The organism is Actinophytocola sp. (assembly GCF_036555685.1).
In the GTDB taxonomy this organism is placed as follows: domain Bacteria; phylum Actinomycetota; class Actinomycetes; order Mycobacteriales; family Pseudonocardiaceae; genus Actinophytocola.
Genome location: NZ_DATBKY010000015.1, coordinates 21,922 through 38,400, shown reverse-complemented (window position 1 = coordinate 38,400; position 16,479 = coordinate 21,922). Strand labels below are relative to the sequence as shown.

Genomic DNA, 16,479 nt, shown 5'->3' with positions numbered 1-16,479 from the left:
GACGACTGGAACAAGGCGGCCGGGCTGCGCTCGCTGCTGGGGTTCATGTGGGCGCACCCGGGCAAGCAGCTGCTGTTCATGGGCGGCGAGTTCGGCCAGCCGCAGGAGTGGTCGGAGAGCCGCTCGCTCGACTGGCACCTGCTCGAGCAGCCGCTGCACGCCGGCGTCCAGCGGCTCGTGCGCGACCTCAACGCGCAGTACCGCGAGCATCCGGCGCTCTTCGCGGCCGACACGTCCCCGTCCGGCTTCGCCTGGATCGACGCGAACGACTCGGCGAACAACGTGGCGAGCTTCCTGCGCCACGACCCGGGCGCACCCGGCAGCGTCGTCGCGTGCGTGGCGAACTTCGCCGGCACCCCGCACCGGAACTACCGAGTGGGCCTGCCCTTCGCCGGGCGCTGGCGGGAGATCGTCAACACCGACGCGCAGGACTACGGCGGCTCGGGCTGGGGCAACATGGGCGGCGTCGACGCCACCGAGGACATGTGGCACGGCCAGCCGGCGTCGGCGTTGCTGCAGCTGCCGCCGCAGGGCGTGCTGTGGCTCGCGCCCGAGCGCTGACGCTCCCCCACATGGTCACGAGACTCTCGCGGCACGCGTGCCACGATGAGGATCATGCGCCGCTACCGCGACCTGCTCGCCACCCCGGGCGTGCCGCGGCTGACCTTCGCGGTGCTGCTGAGCCGGGTCACCACGTCGATGCTGAACCTGGTGCTGCTCGTGGCGGCCACGCGGGCCTACGGGTACGCCGAGGCCGGGCTCGTGCTGCTGGCCTTCGCGGCGAGCAACGCGGTGGTCGGGCCGGCGCGGGGGCGGCTCGCCGACCGGCGTGAACCGCGGCTGGTGATGCTGCGGCTGCTCGCCGGGCACCTGGCCGCCTACCTGGGGCTTCTCGCGTGCCTGCTCCTGGCCGCGCCGGTCGCGCTGCTCTTCCTCGCCGCCGCGCTGCTCGGCGTCACCGTGCCGCCGGCCGGGCCGGTCGTCCGCGGCGCGTGGCCGAACCTCGTGCCGGGCTCCCGGCTGTCCACGGCGTACGCGTTCGACGCGGCCCTCAACAACGCGACGTTCGTGTCCGGCCCGATGATCGCGGGCGGGCTGCTGCTGGTGCTGCCGGCCGCGGCCGCCGTCGCGATCACGGGTGCGCTGAAGGTGACGGGAGACGCCCTGGTGGCGCTCGCACCGGCGCTGCGCCGCGCGGAACCGGCCGGCCCCGCGCGTTCGGGGCTCTTCGGCCCCCTCGCCGACGGCCGGATCCGGCTGCTGCTGGTCATGATCGCGTGCGACACGTTCGCGTTCGGCTGCCTCGAGGTCACCGCGGTGGCCGCCGCGTCGGGGCGGGGTTCGGCGGGCGTGTTCACGAGCCTGCTCGCGCTCGGCGGCGTGGTCAGCGGGATCGCCTACGGCGCGCGGAGTTGGCCGGGCGGGCCGCGGGCGCAGCTGCTCGTGCTGCACTCCGGGGCGGCGCTGGCGCTCGCCGGCGGCGCGCTCACCCCGCCGGCCGGCGCCGGGTTCGTGGGCGTCGGCGCCGCGTTCCTCGCCGCGGGCCTGCTCACCGGACCGGTGGAGACCGTGCAGCAGGTACTCGTCGGCGAGGTCAGCGCGGCCGGGCAGCGGATCGAGGCCTTCGCCTGGGTGTTCGCGGTGATGTGGGCCGGCTTCGGGGTCGGCACCACGGTCGCGGGCCGGCTCGCGGAGCTCGGCGGGACGACCGCGACGCTGCTGGCCGGGGCCGGCGGCCAGCTCGCGATCGCGTCGGTGGCGGCGCTCGCCGGGGCCGGATTGCGCCGTCCGGCCACCTCGCCGCGACGATGACGGGCACACTGGGGTACGTGCGCACCCGACTCGCCCGGCTGTCCGTTCCGCTCGTGCTGTTCGTGGCCCTCGGTGCGTCGGCGTGCACGAATGCCATCGCCGGCACGCCGACCAGCTCCGGCTCGGTGATCACGCAGACCGACCCGAACCAGCCCGGCGGCGTCGACCCGTCGTTCGTGAAGAACACCGACAACGGACCGATCGACCGGCTGGCCGCCGCGGTGCTCACGGACGTGCGGTCGTACTGGGAGGAGACGTTCCCGAAGACGTTCGGCGGCGACTGGCAGGACCTGTCGGGCGGCTACTACTCGGTGGACACCTCGGACGAGAAGGCGCCCAAGCCGCCGTGCGTGGACCAGGCGAGCGACGTCGAGGGCAACGCGTTCTACTGCCCGTCCGCCGACACGATGGCGTGGGACCGCGCGGCGCTGCTGCCGGTGCTCAAGGAGCGCTTCGGCGAGGCCGCGGTCATGCTCGTGCTCGCGCACGAGATGGGCCACGCGGTGCAGCGGCGGTCCGGCCTGACCGTGGAGAAGCAGCAGGCCGACCCGGACAAGTACCCGACGATCCTGATCGAGGCGCAGGCCGACTGCTACGCGGGCTCGTTCGTCCGCTGGGTCGCCGACGACAACGCCACCTACCTGCACGTGGCAAAGGACCGGCTGGACCCGGCCCTGGAGTCGCTGATCACCTTCCGGGACCCGATCGGCACCGAGCAGACCGACGAGGGCGCGCACGGCGACGCGTTCGACCGGGTGTCGGCGTTCCAGGACGGGTTCGACAGCGGCGCGAAGCTGTGCAGCGAGATGAGCGTGGACAACCGCACCTTCACCCAGACCGGCTTCATCGACCAGAACGACGCCGCGAACAACGGCAACCTCCCGTTCGACCAGATGCTCACCTCGATCACGCCGAAGCTCGGCCAGTACTTCAACACGCTGGTCACCAAGCGCGGCAAGAAGTGGAGCCAGCCGAAGCTCACCCCGACCGACCAGCACCCGGACTGCACGCAGGCCGACCAGGGTCCGGTCGCGTTCTGCCCGGACGACCCCGCGATCGACTACGACACCGGCGACGAGCTACCCAAGATCCACACCGACATCGGCGACTACGCCACCGGCACGCTGATCGCGAGCCGCTACGCGCTCGCCGCGCTCACCGACCTGAAGGAGCCGACCGAGGGCTCGGACTCCCAGCACGACGCGGTCTGCCTCGCCGGCTCGTTCACCGGTTCGCTGCTCGGCCAGGCGGAGCGGTACCTCTCGCCGGGCGACCTCGACGAGGCGATCCAGGTGCTGCTCACCTACGACTACGCCGCCCGCGACATGAGCGGAAAGGGCATCGCGACCGGGTTCGAGCGGGTCCGCGCGTTCCGCAAGGGCGTGCTCGAGGGCGACCAGGCCTGCGGGCTGAAGTGAAACCGCCCGGCACACCGGTACGTCGTACGGCTGACGTGCCCGGCCAGTAGGGTGCGTCCAGCGTCGACGAGGCTGGGTGCGGAGGGGTGTGCGATGAGGGGTGGGTTGCGGGCCGGGCTGGCGCTCGCCGCGGTCACGGCGGCCGTCATGGGGTTGAGCGGCTGCGCCGGCCGGCAGATCGAGGGCACCCCGCAGGCCATGGGGGACATCGACACGACGAACGCCGGCGGTCTCGAGGTCAGCGACGACGGCCCGACCGGGCCGCGGGAGGGCGTCCCGGACGCCGACCTGAAGGTCGAGGGCACCACCGGCAACGAGATGGACCGCCTCGCCACGAACGCGATCGCGGACCTGTACGACTACTGGAAAGAGCAGCTGCCGGACAAGTTCGACACGGAGTTCAAAGAGATCGAGCGGCTCGTGTCGTACGACTCCAACGGCGCCGGCGTGTCGATCTGCGGGGCGAGCACGGCCGGGCTGGTCAACGCGTTCTACTGCGGGGGCAACGGCGAGGACGCGATCGCCTGGGACCGCGGTGAGCTGCTGCCGATGCTGAACGAGATGTTCGGCCCGATGTCGGTGGTCGGCGTGCTGGCGCACGAGACCGGCCACGCGGTGCAGTTCCGGCTCGGCGAGAAGAGCAGCATGAACGAGTCGACGCCGACGATCGTGCGCGAGCAGCAGGCCGACTGCTACATGGGCAACTTCTTCCGGTACGTGGCCGAGGGCAAGTCGAAGCATTTCCAGATCAACACCGGCAAGGGCCTCAACGACCTCCTCGCGACGCTGTTCTTCATCCGCGACCCCGCGGGCCTCGACCACAAGACCGAGGGCGCGCACGGCCTGGCGTTCGACCGGGTGTACGCGTTCCAGGAGGGCTTCTCGAACGACCCGACGCGCTGCGCGAAGATGGACGAGTCGGAGATCGAGGGCCGCATCGCGGAGAAGCAGCGCACCGAGACCGAGACGGCGCAGTCGAACGAGGGCGACATCGACCCGGTCGAGTCCCTCGACGCGCTGCAGAAGAGCCTCGACGAGGCGTTCAAGGACAACGGCTCGGAGCCCCCGGAGATCACCGAGAACGGCTCGAAGTGCGAGAACGGCGACGCGACCAGCCCGGTGACGTACTGCCCGGACGAGAACGTGGTCGGCATCGACGCGGACGCCCTGCGGGAGATCGCCGCCAAGCCGAACCCGCAGGCGCGGCCGGGCAGCGAGGACAGCGGCGGCCTGGGCGACTTCGCCGCCTTCGCGGAGATCGCCTCCCGCTACGCGCTGTCGATCCAGAAGTCGATCGGCGCACCACTGGACGACGACCAGGCCGGTCTGCGGACGGCGTGCCTGACCGGGGCCTGGGCCGGGTTCACCAACGAGGAGGGACAGCAGCTGCGGCTCGCGGTCGGCGACCTGGACGAGGCCGTGGCCGAGCTGCTGCAGGAGGAGAGCCTGATCGCCGCGGACGTGAAGGGCAAGCAGGTCGCTTCCGGGTTCGCTCGGGTGGAGGCGTTCCGGCGGGGGTTCATGGAGGGGTCCGGCCCCTGCACCGAGGACTTCTCCTAGCCGGCTTCTCCGTTCGGCCCCCGATCCAAGGATCGGGGGCCGACTCGTTTGTCCACCGGCCGTCGCGGCGCCGTTTCGGTCGGTGCGCGTCGGTATCGTGGTCGCCGGGGGGCCGGAGGCCGCCGGTGATCTTGGTCCGCGTCTCTGACCTGGGAATTTGAACGCGAAGCCGCGCCGTCCAACGGTTCGGGCTACTCGGTGCGCTCGCGGTGGCCGCCGCTCAGTACAAGGCGCTGGCCAGGTCTCGCCTTGCCTTCGCCACGTTCGGGTCTTCCGGCGGGAAGAGGCCGAAGAGCTCGACCAGGTGTTCCCTCGCCCGGTCCCGGTCCGAGCCGCTCGTCCGGCGGATCACCGCCAGCAGGCGCTTGAACGCCTGCTCCACCCGCTGGCTCGCCAGCTCGACATCGGCCGCCGAGAGCTGGGCGTCGATGTCCTCCGGGGACATGTCCGCGCGGACGACCACCGACGGGTCCGCGGCCTCGGCCCTCGCCAGGAAGCGGACCTGGGCCAGGGCGGCCTTCGCCTGCTCGTTCGCCGGTTCCGCGTCCAGGATCTTCTGGTAGGCCGCCTCAGCTCGGGCGTACTCGCCCTGTTCGAAGGCCGACTCGGCCTCGACGAAGCGCTGGTCCTCCGGCTCGGGCTCGGGCTCCCCGGCGGCGTCGGCGCCCGACTCGGCCGCGCGGATGCCCGGCAGGCGGTCGCGCAGCGCGTCCAGCAGCGCGTTGATCCACTGCCTGACCTGCGGCTCGGGCTGCGCCCCCGCGAAGGCCTCGACCGGCTGGCCGCTGGCGATGGCGACGACCGTCGGGATCGACTGGACGCCGAAGAGCTGCGCGACGCGTGGGTTGGCGTCGACGTCGATCTTCGCGAGGATCCAGGCGCCGTTGCCTTCCCGTGCCAGTCGCTCGAGCATCGGGGACAGCTGCTTGCAGGGACCGCACCACTCGGCCCACAGGTCCACGATCACCGGGACCTGCAGCGAACGCTCGACGACGTCCGACTGGAACGTCTCCTCGGTGACGTCGATGATGAAACCGCCGGAGCTCGGCGACGCGGGCTGCTGGCCGGCCGGCGACGCGGCGGGCGCGGACGACGCGCGGCTGGTCGTCGCTTCCGCCCGGGCCTTGAGCGCGGAGAGATCGACGGCTCCGGACAGGGCGGCCGACATGGCTGCGGTTTGACGTGGGTCTGGCCTTGTCACTACTACATCCTGGCACGACGTTCGAATCGTCCGACGGGGCTACCACCAATATGCACGGTCACTCGGCGAGATGCTGCTCGACCCGCTCGACCTTCGCCGTCAGCTGACCCGTGTGACCCGGCCGGATGTCCGCCTTCAGCACCAGGCTGACCCGCGGCGCGCCCTGCTGCACGGCCTCGACCGCCTGCTTGACCACCGCCATCACCTCGTCCCACTCCCCCTCGATCGTGGTGAACATGCTCGTGGTCTCCGACGGCAGGCCCGACTCCCGCACCACCCGCACCGCCTGCGCGACCGCCTTGCTCACGCTGTCCGACTCGCCACCCGCGGGGGCCACACTGAACGCGACAAGCATGTCTGCTCCTCTCCCGTGTGGAACTGTGCCTGGGCACCCTGTCCGGTACCGGCTGGTAATTTCAACCGCCATGAGCCGAGTGCTGCCCTTCGACCCCATCGCCCGTGCCGCAGAGCTGTGGTCCGAGCGGGTCGGGCCGTCCGGCACGATGGCCGCGGTCACGAGCGTCATGCGCGTCCAGCAAGTGCTGCAGTCCGCAGTGGACACGGCACTCAAGCCGCACGGGCTGACGTTCGCCCGCTACGAGGCGCTCGTGCTGCTCACGTTCTCGAGCCGCGGCAGCCTGCCGATGCGCGTCATGGGCGAGCGCCTGCAGCTGCACCCCACCAGCGTGACCAACATCGTCGACCGGCTCGAGGCCGACGGGCTCGTCAAGCGGCTGCCGCACCCGACCGACCGGCGCACCACGCTCGCCGAGATCACCGACGCCGGCCGGCAGCGCCGCGAGCAGGCGACGGCCGCGGTCACCGAGATCGACTTCGGCCTGCGCGGGCTGACCGAGCGGCAAACCGCCCAGCTGACCGATCTGCTGGCGAAAGTGCGCAAAGCGGTCGGCGACTTCGAGGACTGAGCCGCCGAGTCGGCACGCCACGAGAACCCGGGCGCCGAACCAGTTCCTAGCCTGGAAGCATGAGCCACACCGCGTCCGGCCTGGACATCCTCGGCGCCGTACTGCTCCTCGGCTGGGCGGTCGCGATGTGGGCCGCCGTCGCGGTCGTCGCGGTCGCGGACCGGCTGCGGCCATGGGTGTTCCGGCTCGCGGTGGCGATCGTCGGTCTCGGTGTCGTGGGACAGCTCGGGCACATCCAGGAGCACGTCGCGCAGGTCGGCTACTGGCTCTTCCACCCGAACGCGCGGCCGTGGATGACGCCGTGGGGCACGGGCCTGGCGAACGGGTTCGGCGTGGTCGACCCGTCGAAGCCGTCGCTCGGCATGGAGATCCTGCACTTCGTCGGCAACCTGATCTTCCTCGCCGGGCTGGTCGGCGTCACGCTGCTGGCCGGCCGCGCGCTGCACACCAAGGCCCGCAAGTGGGGCCGGATGGGCGTGTGGATGCAGGGCATCCACGGCCTCGAGCACCTCGTGCTCACGCTGTCGGTCTGGCTGGGCGCGCCGCGGGCGATCGGGCTGTCGACCTGGTTCGGCCTGCTCGACCCCGGCCCGGGCCTGTGGACCTACCGCGTCTGGTGGCACTTCGTGGCGAACGTCGTCGGCACGGTCATCTTCGCGATCGCCGTGTGGCACCTGTGGCACGAACGCGACGAGCTGAGCCCCGAGCCGCTGGAGCGGCGCGAGCTCGCGACCGTCTAACGTTCCGCGGCCGAATCCTGCCAACGGGCTGTCGTCAGCGGGCGTCGGCTCGTCGGGCCGCACGCTCGGAGCCGCTGCGGACAGTAGGTTCCTCGACGTGTTGAGCGCACCGGTGGGCGGGCACGTAGTCGTCGTCGGAGCCGGCATCGTCGGCGCGTCGGTGGCTTATCACGCCGCCCGGGCGGGCGCCGCCGTGACGTTGGTCGACGCCGGGCGGCCAGGTGCGGGCGTCACGGCGGACTCGTTCGCGTGGATCGCGGCGTCCGGCGTGCGTACCGGCCCGGCGGCCGGCCTGCGGGCCACCGCGACGCGGGAGTACCGCCGCGTCGAGGCCGAGTTGCCGGGACTCCCGGTGATCTGGTCCGGCTCGTTGACCTGGCGCGCGGAGGGCGGCGCGCCGCAGGCCGGGCCCGGGCAGGAGATCGTGGACGCGGCCACCGTGATGAGGCTCGAGCCCAACCTCCGGCAGCCCCCGGAGTGGGCCTTGTGGGCACCCGGCGACGGCGCCGTCGACCCGGTGGGCGTGACCGAGCGGCTGGTCGCCGGCGCCCGCGCCCTTGGCGCCCGGGTACATCTGGACACCGCGGTCGCCGCGGTCCGCCGGGATGGCGCGGGCCAGGTCGCCGGGGTCGAGACGGCCGGAGGCCCCGTCTCCGGTACGACTGTGGTGTTGGCGGCCGGTGTTGCCACCGCCGCGCTGGGCGCGCCGCTCGGCGTGCGTGTCCCGGTCGAGCCGTCGCCGTGCCCGCTGTTCGGGTTTCGCGCGCCGGCGGGTCTGGTCCGCACCGTGGTCAACACCGAGGACTTCGATCTGCGGCAGGTCGCCGCGGACCGGCTGATCGCCGCCGCGGACTCGCCGGACCGGACCCTTGCCGCCGTCCGGTCCACGTTCCGCGGTGCCGGGAGCGTCGAGCTGCTCAGCACCCGGCTCGGCGTGCGCCCGATGCCGGCCGACGGTGAGCCGATCGTCGGTCCGGTCGCCGAGGTACCGGGTCTCTACCTGGCGGTGATGCACGCGGCGATCACGCTTGCCCCGGCCGTGGGCCGCCTTGTCGCGCGCGAGTTGGTCGACGGCGTCGCCGAGCCGGCGTTGTCGGGTTTCCGCCCCGATCGCTTCAGCTGTCCTCCCACTGGAAGACCTTCGCCGCGATCGCGCCCACGACCACGATGAACGCGACCAGCACCAGGCAGGGCACGACCAGCGCGGCCGGGCCCTGGCCGCGCACCAGGAAGTCCATGATCCCGTCGTTCATGTGCCGCAGCGGGAACACCTCGGAGATGGTCTGCATCCACGGCGGCGACTGGTCGATCGGGAAGAACGTGCCGGACAGGAAGGCCATCGGCAGCACCACGATGTTCGCCGCGCCAGTGGCCGCCTCCTCGGTCTTGCAGAACGCGCCGACGAGCATGCCGATCGCGAAGAACGCGAGGATGCCCAGCAGGAACACCGGTATCGCGAGCGCCCACGTGCCGGTCAGCCGCAGGCCGAACACCGGCAGCGAGCCGATGCCGAGGAAGATCAGCGCCTGCACGATCGCGACCCCGATCGTCACCACCACGCGCGAGGTGAGCACCGTGGACGCGGGCACCGGGGCGAGCCGGATCCGCCGCAGCACCTGCTTGCGGCGCCAGCTGACGAGGGTCAGCGCCGCACCGAACACCGCGGTCACCGCGACGCCCCAGGACATGATCCCCGGCGTGATGTACTGGATCGGCTTGAGCGAGGAGTCCTCCACGTTCGAACCGTCCACCTGGAACCGTGGCGCCTCGCCGGTCGCCTGCTGGTTCATCTGGCTGACCACACCCTGGACGATCCCGGTGATCTGGCCGGCCTGCGTCGCGTCGCTCCGCGCGAACCGGTAGACGATCTTGTCGCCGTCCTCGGCCACCACCGCCGGCAGGTCGCCGTCCTTGACCTTCCGCACGGCGTCGTCGAGGTTGTCGTGGCGCTCGACGGTGAACGCGCCGGTCTTCTCCAGCGCGGCGATCACCGGGCCGTCGCCGACGACGCCGAGGTCGATCTTCTGCGCGCCCGCGTCGCGGAACAGCAGGCCGAACACGACGAGGAACATCAGGGGGAAGACGAACGTGAAGAACAGCGTCGCCTTGTCCCGGTAGAAACCCTTGAGCATGGCGAGCGCGAGGCTCCTGAACGCGGTCACGCCCGGTACTCCCGTCCGGTCAGGTCGAGGAAGACGTCCTCGAGGGTGGCGGTGCGTACCTGCAGGCCGGCGAGCGAGCCCCGCTCGGCGAGCGCGCCGAGCAGATCGGCCGGCTTGCGGGTGGTGATCGTCAGGGACGCCTCGTCCTCGCTGACGTCGTCCGCGCCGGGGAGCACGTTCGCGTCCGAAGTGGACAGCACGCCGCGCTCGAGGATGACGCGGGTCGGCGCGTCGAGACCGCGCACCAGGCTCGTCGGCGTGTCCATCGCGAGGATCCGGCCCTCGTCCATGATCGCCACGCGGTCGCAGAGGATCTCTGCCTCGTCCAGGTAGTGCGTGGTGTACATGATCGTCTTGCCGCGCTCCTGGATGGCCCGCAGCACGTCCCAGAGGTTGCGGCGCGCCTGCGGGTCCAGCGCCGCGGTCGGCTCGTCGAGGAACACGACGTCCGGGTCGTGCACGAGCGCGCACGCGATCGAGAGCCGCTGGCGCTGGCCGCCGGAGAGCTTGTCCTCGCGCGTGCCGGCCTTGTCCGCGAGCCCGACGAGCTCCAGCATCTCGTGCGCCCGCTTGGCGCCGACACCGTACAGCGACGCGAACGTCTCCAGGTTCTCGCGCGCGGTCAGCTTCTCGAAGAACGCGGACGCCTGCAGCTGCACGCCGATGCGCGGCAGCAAGGCCACCTTGCGCGGCCACGGCGACTCGCCGAGCAGGCGCACCGAACCGGAGTCCGGCTCGCGCAGCCCCTCGATGATCTCCAGCGTCGTCGTCTTGCCCGCCCCGTTCGGCCCGAGGATGCCGAAGAACTCCCCCTCGGCGACGGACAGGGACACCCCGTCCACCGCGTTCAGGTCCCCGTACGCCTTGCGGATGTCCTCGACCACGACCGCGGCGTTTCCTGGTTCGCCCACGAGCGAGAAGATAGCCGAGCACTCCCTGCCGCAACGGGAATCGGCCACCAAAGGAGAGCGAGATCTATCCGAAAGTCGAACCCTTCGCACACGGCATGCTCGACGTCGGTGACGGAAACCGCGTCTACTGGGAGCAGTGCGGCAACCCGGACGGCACGCCCGCGGTGGTGCTGCACGGTGGCCCCGGCTCGGGCTGCACGCCGGGCCACCGCCGCTGGTTCGACCCGGACGCCTACCGCGTCGTGCTGCTCGACCAGCGCAACTGCGGGCGAAGCACACCGCACGCGAGCGACCCGGCGACCGATCTGTCGACCAACACGACCGGCCACCTGATCGCCGACCTCGAGCTGCTGCGCGGCCACCTGGGCATCGAGCACTGGGTGGTGTTCGGCGGCTCGTGGGGCTGCGCGCTCGGCCTCGCCTACGCGCAACGCCATCCCGAGCGGGTGCGCGCGCTCGTGCTGTTCGCGCTGGCCACCGGCCGGCAGGCGGAGGTCGACCTGCTCACCCGTGGCCTGAGGCCGCTGTTCCCCGAGGCGTGGGCCCGCTTCCGCGCGGCCGCGGGCGGCGGTGACATCGGGGACGACCTCCCCGCCGGCTTCGCCCGGCGGCTCGCCTCACCGTCCGAAGAGGAGCGTGCGGCCGCGGCGGCGGCCTGGTGCGCGTGGGAGGACGCGATCCTGCCGACCGAGCCGCCGAGCGCGCGCTACGCCGACCCGGTGTTCCGGCTGGCGTTCGCCCGGATCGTCACGCACTACTGGAGCCAGGGCCACTTCCTCGGCCCGGACGGCGCGCTGCTCGCCGGCGCCGGGCGGCTCGCCGGGATCCCGGGCGTGCTCGTGCACGGCAGGCTCGACTGGGGCGGTCTCGCCGGCACGCCCTGGCTGCTCGCGCACGCGTGGCCGGACGCGGAGCTCGTGATCGTCGACGAGGCCGCGCACGAGACGGCCACCCCGGGCATGGCGGGCGCGCTGGTCGCGGCCACCGACCGGTTCCGGGAATTCTCGCCGGGCACGTGAACCGCACGGGGCGTGTTCCCGTCGTAACTGGTGAGCCCACGGAGTGCAGGGGACCGCCCAGCCCGACACTGGGTCCGGACTGCCGACCTCCCGCGGTGAGACACCGGGTCGGGGGCGCGCAGCCAGCGCGCACCCGACCCGGAACTCCCTTACCTCCGGGCTCCCTTCAGCAGGTTGGCCTCGGTCGACAGGTAGTGGTCGCGATAGTCGAACCGCTTCGCGTCGCCGAAGATCAGGTAGTAGTACTTGAGCTGCTCCGACCACCAGTAGCCCGGGCAGAAGTCCCCGCGCACCGGCGGGCTCGTGGTCACGTCGTCGAGGATCGTGTAGCCGTAGCGGACCTTCGACGTGCGCTTCATCTCGTCGTAGTGCTTCTTGGCGCGCTGCCGGTACAGCTCGTCGCGGGTCACCAGCCACAGGTTGAACGCCGAGTCGGCGAACTCCGGCCGCAGCTGGTTGCCCTTGCTGGTCGCGGCGAGCGTCGGGTACTCGATGCCCTCGGGCAGCACGCCGTAGCGGTCCTGCACGACGTTCCACGAGTCGTGGTAGCGCCGGCCCTCGACCACGTCGCCGCCTTCGGCGAGCAGGCCGGCGAAGAACGAGCCGAGCTCGCTCTGCCGGCGGTTCACGACCGCCCCGGTGAAGGCGTCGACCTGGGCGAACCACAGGTGCCCGCCGACCACTTCGGACTGATGGTTGAGGATGCCGGCGACGAGCGTCTCGTACCAGGCCTTGAGGTCGTGGTCGCCGAAGAGCCGCCAGCCGTCCCACAGGTACTCGTAGTACGAGTCCGCGGGCGGGCCCACGGTCGCGGTCGTGTTGAGCCACTCCCCCGTCTCGGCGTGCACGGCGTAGGGCAGCAGGTCGAGCGGGCTGCGGTTGTCGAACGTCACCTGGAAGGCACGCTTGGCCGCGTCGTAGAAGCGGCGGTCGCCGGTCCACTTCGACAAGGAGCCGAACTCGGTGATGTACGTGCCGGTCTCGGCGAGGTTCGTCGCCGGCTCGCTGACCGCGCCGGTGGCGAGGTTGACGAACCGGTACGGAACGCCGCTCGGCGACTTCGTGAACGCCGGCAGCAGCCGCTCGCCGAGGTCGGCCGCGAGCTCGAGCATGCGCGCCTCGCCGGTGCAGTGGTAGGCCGACAGCAGCCCGCCGAGCATCCGGATGTTGGTCTCGAAGACCTGGAACGGCGCGTCGATGTCGAACCGGCTGTGCCCGCGCACCCAGGCGAGGCCCTGCTCGAGCTCGGCGTCGAGCTCCAGCAGCCACAGCGTGTCGAGCGCCTCGACGATGGTCAGCCCGACCGGATGGTCGGGCACGAAGAACTCCTCGAACCCGCCGCTCACCGGTTTGATCTGGTCGTGGCCGAACGCCTTGGCCACGTAGTCGCGCCAGGCCCAGCGGGTCTGCTTGCGCACGTCCTCGGCGACTGAGCGCCATGCCGCCGCGGGCGCGGCCGACGCGACCGGAGCGCTGAGCACCCCCGCCGCGCCGAGCCCGGCGGCCGCGCCGAGCAGTCCGAGGAACCTTCTGCGATGCAGGGATGTACGCATCGGGCACTCCTGACAACCTTGTCGGGACTTGCACACGGTCCAGACCACCTTGCGGAGATTCCCCTGGTACGTCAAGCCGTTGACAAGCGGCCGCCCCGCGTAGTCGAATCGACGGAACATGACAACGTTGTCCAACGAACGCGGGCGGCGGGTGCGCCGGGCCACGATGAACGACGTGGCACGGCTTGCCGGCGTGAGCATCAAGACCGTGTCGCGGGTGGTCAACGACGAGCCCGGAGTGCACGCGGACACCGCCGAGCGGGTGCTGGCGGCGATCGCGCGGCTGGGCTTCCGGCGCAACATCGGGGCGCTCAACCTGCGCCGCGGGGTCTCCACGGGAACGATCGGGCTCGTGCTCGAGGACGTGGGCAACCCGTTCTACTCGGGGCTGACCCGGGCCGCGGAGAAGGTCGCGCGGCGCTTCGGCCGCCAGGTGCTGACCGGCTCGTCGGACGAGGACCCGGCCCGCGAGCGCGAGCTGTCGCTGGAGTTCTGCGCGCGGCGGGTGGACGGGCTGATCGTGGTCCCGGCCGGGCAGCAGCACGGCCACCTGATGCCGGAGATCGCGTCGGGCACACCGATCGTGTTCGTCGACCGGCCGCCGGGCGACGTCGTGGTGGACACCGTGCTGGTGGACAACGTGGCCGGCGCCGCGGGCGCGGTCGCGCACCTGGCCCGGCGCGGGCACCGGCGCATCGCGTTCCTCGGCGACGCGCCGGCGATCTACACCGCGGCCGAGCGGCTGCGCGGGTACCGCGAGGGGCTCGCCACGGCCGGCCTGCGCTACGACGAGCGGCTGGTCGCGATGGGCCCGCACACCACGGCCGGCGTGGCCAAGGCGCTGCGCGGCATGCTCGGCGGGCCGTCCCCCGCCACCGCGCTGATCACCGGGAACAACCGCATCACGGTCGCCGCGCTGCGGGCGCTGGCCACGCGGCCGGCCCGCCCGGCATTGATCGGGTTCGACGACTTCGAGCTCGCCGACCTGCTCGACCCGCCGGTGAGCGTGGTCGCGTCGGACCCCGGCGTGCTCGGCAGGGCCGCGGCGGAGCTGCTGTTCGCGCGGCTGGACGGCGACGACTCGCCACCACGCCGGATAGTGTTGCCGGTCCGGCTCGTTCCCAGGGGTTCGGGAGAGGTGCGTCCGTGAGTGGCGTGAGCCGCGAAAGTCGGCACTGTGCGGAGGAGCGGAGCGAACAATGAGCACGGATTCGGAGGGGCGGCGGCCGGTCCGGCTGCCGGCGAACCAGCCCGACCGGTTCTACCGTGGCGGTGCGGGCATCGCGGCGCTGCGCGGCACGGCCGAGCGCGAGTTCGGCCCGGAGGACTGGGTCGCCTCGTGCACGACGCTGCACGGCTCTCCCGACCTCGGCCTGTCGGTGCTGCCGGACGGGCGGCTGCTGCGCGACGCGGTCGCCGAGCACGCCGACAACTGGCTCGGCGCGACACACCTCGCCCGGTTCGGCACCGACCCGGCGCTGCTCGTCAAGCTGCTCGACGCGGGCCAGCGGCTGCCGGTGCACTGCCACCCGTCGAACGAGTTCGCCGCCGCGCACTTCGACTCGCGGTTCGGCAAGACGGAGGCGTGGCTCGTGGTCGGCGCGACCGGCCCCGACGCGATCGTGCACATCGGATTCGCCGAGGACGTCTCCGCCGAGACGGTCACGGACTGGGTGGCGCGGCAGGACTCCGCGGCGATGCTCGGCGCGCTGAACCCCGTGACCGTGCGCCCGGGCGACACGGTGTTCGTGCCGGCCGGCGTGCCGCACGCGATCGGCGCCGGGGTGTTCATCGTGGAGCTGCAGCAGCCGACGGACCTGTCGGTCACGTTGGAGTGGAAGGGTTTCCTCGACACGGAGGCCGGCGGGCACCTCGGTATCGGGTTCGAGACCGCGCTCGGCTGCGTGGACCGGTCGGGCTGGGGCGAGCGGCTCGGCACGCTGGTGCACCACGACGAGGACACCAGCGCGCCGCTGCGTGACCTGTTCGGCGAACAGTCCGCCGGGTTCTTCCGGGCGGAGCGCGTGCGCGGCGGGGCGGAGCTGGCGCCGTCGTTCGCGGTGCTGGTGGCGTTGTCGGGCACGGGCGTGCTGCACACCGAACACGCGGGCGACGTGCCGGTCGCGCGCGGCGACACGTTCGTCATCCCGTTCACCGCCGGCGCGGCCACGGTGTCGGGCGACGTCGTCGCGGTGCGGTGCCTGCCGCCTGGTTAAGGCCCGTCGTGGCCCGCGGTCAGCTGGTCGGCGGCCGCGTACGGGTCCAGCTCGCCGGCCGCCACCCGCTTCGCCAGGCGGGCCAGCGCGTCCTGGCCGACGCCGAGCCGCGAGCGCAGCGCGGCCACGGCGATGGCCTCGATCTCGCGCTCCGCGCGCCGGGCCCGGCGGGCCGCCAGCTCGCCGTGGGACGCAAGCCACTCGCGGTGTTCGTCCAGGGCAGCCGTGAGGTCCGCGACGCCCTCACCCGCCGTCGCGACCGTCCGCACGATCGGCTGGCGCCACGACGCGCCGAGCTCGCGGCGGCCGAGCGAGATCATGTGCTTGAGGTCGCGCACGGTCTGATCGGCGCCGTCGCGGTCCGCCTTGTTGACCACGAACAGGTCCGCGACCTCGAGTATGCCGGCCTTCGCCGCCTGGATGCCGTCGCCCATGCCGGGCGCGAGCAGCACGACCGTGGTGTCCGCGAGCGCCACGATGTCCACCTCGGACTGTCCGACGCCGACGGTCTCGATCAGCACCACGTCGCAGCCCGCGGCGTCCAGCACGCGCACCGCCTGCGGGGTGGCCGCGGCGAGCCCGCCGAGCTGGCCGCGGGTGGCCATCGAGCGGATGAACACGGCCGGGTCGGTGGTGTGGTCGTGCATCCGGATCCGGTCGCCGAGCAGCGCGCCGCCCGAGAACGGCGACGACGGGTCGATCGCGAGCACGCCGACCCGCAGGTCCTGCTCGCGGAACGCGGACACGAGCATCGACGTGGACGTCGACTTGCCCACCCCCGGCGGGCCGGTCAGACCCAGCACCCGGGCGTTGCCGGTCAGCGGGTTGAGCGCGGCCGCGACCGCACGCAGGTGCGGACTCTCGTCCTCGACCAGCGAGATCAGCCGGGCGACCGCGCGGGGCTGCCCCTCGCGCGCCCGCCCGACGAGCTCGTCGATGTCCAGACCGTCCACAGGGGACG

The 16,479-nt window shown here is 72.3% G+C and carries 16 protein-coding genes; 10 read left to right on the top strand and 6 right to left on the bottom strand.

Annotated elements, in window-relative coordinates; translation table 11 throughout:
- The 4 genes from VH969_RS01515 to VH969_RS01500 form a co-directional block, all read left to right on the top strand.
- Positions 1–561, top strand: a 561-nt coding sequence (locus VH969_RS01515; protein ID WP_331969077.1) for an alpha amylase C-terminal domain-containing protein, incomplete at its 5' end; no start/stop codon positions are given.
- 54 nt (positions 562–615) lie between these two features.
- Entirely contained in the window at positions 616–1,812 is a 1,197-nt protein-coding gene (locus VH969_RS01510; protein WP_331969074.1) for an MFS transporter, read from the top strand.
- A gap of 17 nt (positions 1,813–1,829) precedes the next feature.
- Complete coding sequence (locus tag VH969_RS01505) at positions 1,830–3,230, top strand: neutral zinc metallopeptidase (RefSeq protein WP_331969071.1); 1,401 nt, start codon at positions 1,830–1,832, stop codon at positions 3,228–3,230.
- Positions 3,231–3,323: 93 nt separating this feature from the next.
- Positions 3,324–4,790 carry a neutral zinc metallopeptidase gene (locus VH969_RS01500; RefSeq protein WP_331969068.1) on the top strand — a complete coding sequence of 489 codons (1,467 nt, stop codon included), beginning with the start codon at positions 3,324–3,326 and terminating at the stop codon, positions 4,788–4,790.
- Between the two features lie 220 nt (positions 4,791–5,010).
- Here the strand turns inward: VH969_RS01500 and VH969_RS01495 are convergent, their stop codons facing one another.
- Positions 5,011–5,958, bottom strand: a complete 948-nt coding sequence (locus VH969_RS01495) for a tetratricopeptide repeat protein (RefSeq protein ID WP_331969063.1) — start codon at positions 5,956–5,958, stop codon at positions 5,011–5,013.
- 91 nt (positions 5,959–6,049) lie between these two features.
- Entirely contained in the window at positions 6,050–6,346 is a 297-nt protein-coding gene (locus VH969_RS01490) for an MTH1187 family thiamine-binding protein (protein ID WP_331969060.1), read from the bottom strand.
- Between the two features lie 70 nt (positions 6,347–6,416).
- Between VH969_RS01490 and VH969_RS01485 the strand changes: the two genes are divergently transcribed.
- From VH969_RS01485 to VH969_RS01475, 3 genes are all read left to right on the top strand, one after another.
- Positions 6,417–6,917 (top strand): MarR family winged helix-turn-helix transcriptional regulator, encoded by a 501-nt coding sequence (locus VH969_RS01485; RefSeq protein ID WP_331969057.1) that lies wholly within the window; start codon positions 6,417–6,419, stop codon positions 6,915–6,917.
- Between the two features lie 59 nt (positions 6,918–6,976).
- Entirely contained in the window at positions 6,977–7,657 is a 681-nt protein-coding gene (locus tag VH969_RS01480; RefSeq protein WP_331969054.1) for a DUF6008 family protein, read from the top strand.
- A gap of 97 nt (positions 7,658–7,754) precedes the next feature.
- Entirely contained in the window at positions 7,755–8,828 is a 1,074-nt protein-coding gene (locus VH969_RS01475; protein WP_331969051.1) for an NAD(P)/FAD-dependent oxidoreductase, read from the top strand.
- Here the strand turns inward: VH969_RS01475 and VH969_RS01470 are convergent.
- Both VH969_RS01470 and VH969_RS01465 read right to left on the bottom strand, forming a co-directional pair.
- Complete coding sequence (locus tag VH969_RS01470; RefSeq protein WP_331969048.1) at positions 8,773–9,819, bottom strand: ABC transporter permease; 1,047 nt, start codon at positions 9,817–9,819, stop codon at positions 8,773–8,775. The two genes, VH969_RS01475 and VH969_RS01470, sit on opposite strands and share 56 nt — an antisense overlap.
- Positions 9,816–10,730: an ABC transporter ATP-binding protein gene (locus tag VH969_RS01465; protein ID WP_331969045.1), complete on the bottom strand. Its 915-nt coding sequence runs from the start codon at positions 10,728–10,730 to the stop codon at positions 9,816–9,818. Before VH969_RS01465 ends, VH969_RS01470 begins: the two co-directional genes overlap by 4 nt.
- A 62-nt stretch (positions 10,731–10,792) precedes the next feature.
- On the opposite strand from VH969_RS01465, the gene pip reads away from it, so the two are divergent.
- Positions 10,793–11,749, top strand: coding sequence for a prolyl aminopeptidase (gene pip / locus VH969_RS01460; RefSeq protein WP_331969085.1), 957 nt, complete (start codon positions 10,793–10,795; stop codon positions 11,747–11,749).
- Positions 11,750–11,898: 149 nt separating this feature from the next.
- On the opposite strand, the gene VH969_RS01455 is transcribed toward pip, so the two are convergent.
- A complete protein-coding gene (locus VH969_RS01455; protein WP_331969042.1) occupies positions 11,899–13,302 on the bottom strand; it encodes a glycoside hydrolase family 47 protein in 1,404 nt (467 codons plus the stop codon).
- Between the two features lie 166 nt (positions 13,303–13,468).
- Between VH969_RS01455 and VH969_RS01450 the strand changes: the two genes are divergently transcribed.
- Both VH969_RS01450 and VH969_RS01445 read left to right on the top strand, forming a co-directional pair.
- On the top strand, positions 13,469–14,452 hold the full coding sequence (locus VH969_RS01450; RefSeq protein ID WP_331969082.1) for a LacI family DNA-binding transcriptional regulator: 984 nt from the start codon (positions 13,469–13,471) through the stop codon (positions 14,450–14,452).
- A gap of 49 nt (positions 14,453–14,501) precedes the next feature.
- Positions 14,502–15,518 (top strand): class I mannose-6-phosphate isomerase, encoded by a 1,017-nt coding sequence (locus VH969_RS01445; RefSeq protein ID WP_331969039.1) that lies wholly within the window; start codon positions 14,502–14,504, stop codon positions 15,516–15,518.
- On the opposite strand, the gene meaB is transcribed toward VH969_RS01445, so the two are convergent.
- On the bottom strand, positions 15,515–16,471 hold the full coding sequence (gene meaB / locus VH969_RS01440; protein WP_331969036.1) for a methylmalonyl Co-A mutase-associated GTPase MeaB: 957 nt from the start codon (positions 16,469–16,471) through the stop codon (positions 15,515–15,517). The two genes, VH969_RS01445 and meaB, sit on opposite strands and share 4 nt — an antisense overlap.
- Between the last annotated feature and the right edge of the window lie 8 nt (positions 16,472–16,479).

Excerpts from the sequence above, each read along its gene's own strand:
- VH969_RS01510 (WP_331969074.1), top strand. The coding sequence starts at position 616 with ATGCGCCGCTACCGCGACCTGCTCGCCACCCCGGGCGTGCCGCGGCTG.
- VH969_RS01500 (WP_331969068.1), top strand. The coding sequence starts at position 3,324 with ATGAGGGGTGGGTTGCGGGCCGGGCTGGCGCTCGCCGCGGTCACGGCG.
- VH969_RS01495 (WP_331969063.1), bottom strand. The coding sequence starts at position 5,958 with ATGTCGGCCGCCCTGTCCGGAGCCGTCGATCTCTCCGCGCTCAAGGCC.
- VH969_RS01490 (WP_331969060.1), bottom strand. The coding sequence starts at position 6,346 with ATGCTTGTCGCGTTCAGTGTGGCCCCCGCGGGTGGCGAGTCGGACAGC.
- VH969_RS01485 (WP_331969057.1), top strand. The coding sequence starts at position 6,417 with ATGAGCCGAGTGCTGCCCTTCGACCCCATCGCCCGTGCCGCAGAGCTG.
- VH969_RS01480 (WP_331969054.1), top strand. The coding sequence starts at position 6,977 with ATGAGCCACACCGCGTCCGGCCTGGACATCCTCGGCGCCGTACTGCTC.
- VH969_RS01455 (WP_331969042.1), bottom strand. The coding sequence starts at position 13,302 with ATGCGTACATCCCTGCATCGCAGAAGGTTCCTCGGACTGCTCGGCGCG.
- VH969_RS01450 (WP_331969082.1), top strand. The coding sequence starts at position 13,469 with ATGAACGACGTGGCACGGCTTGCCGGCGTGAGCATCAAGACCGTGTCG.
- VH969_RS01445 (WP_331969039.1), top strand. The coding sequence starts at position 14,502 with ATGAGCACGGATTCGGAGGGGCGGCGGCCGGTCCGGCTGCCGGCGAAC.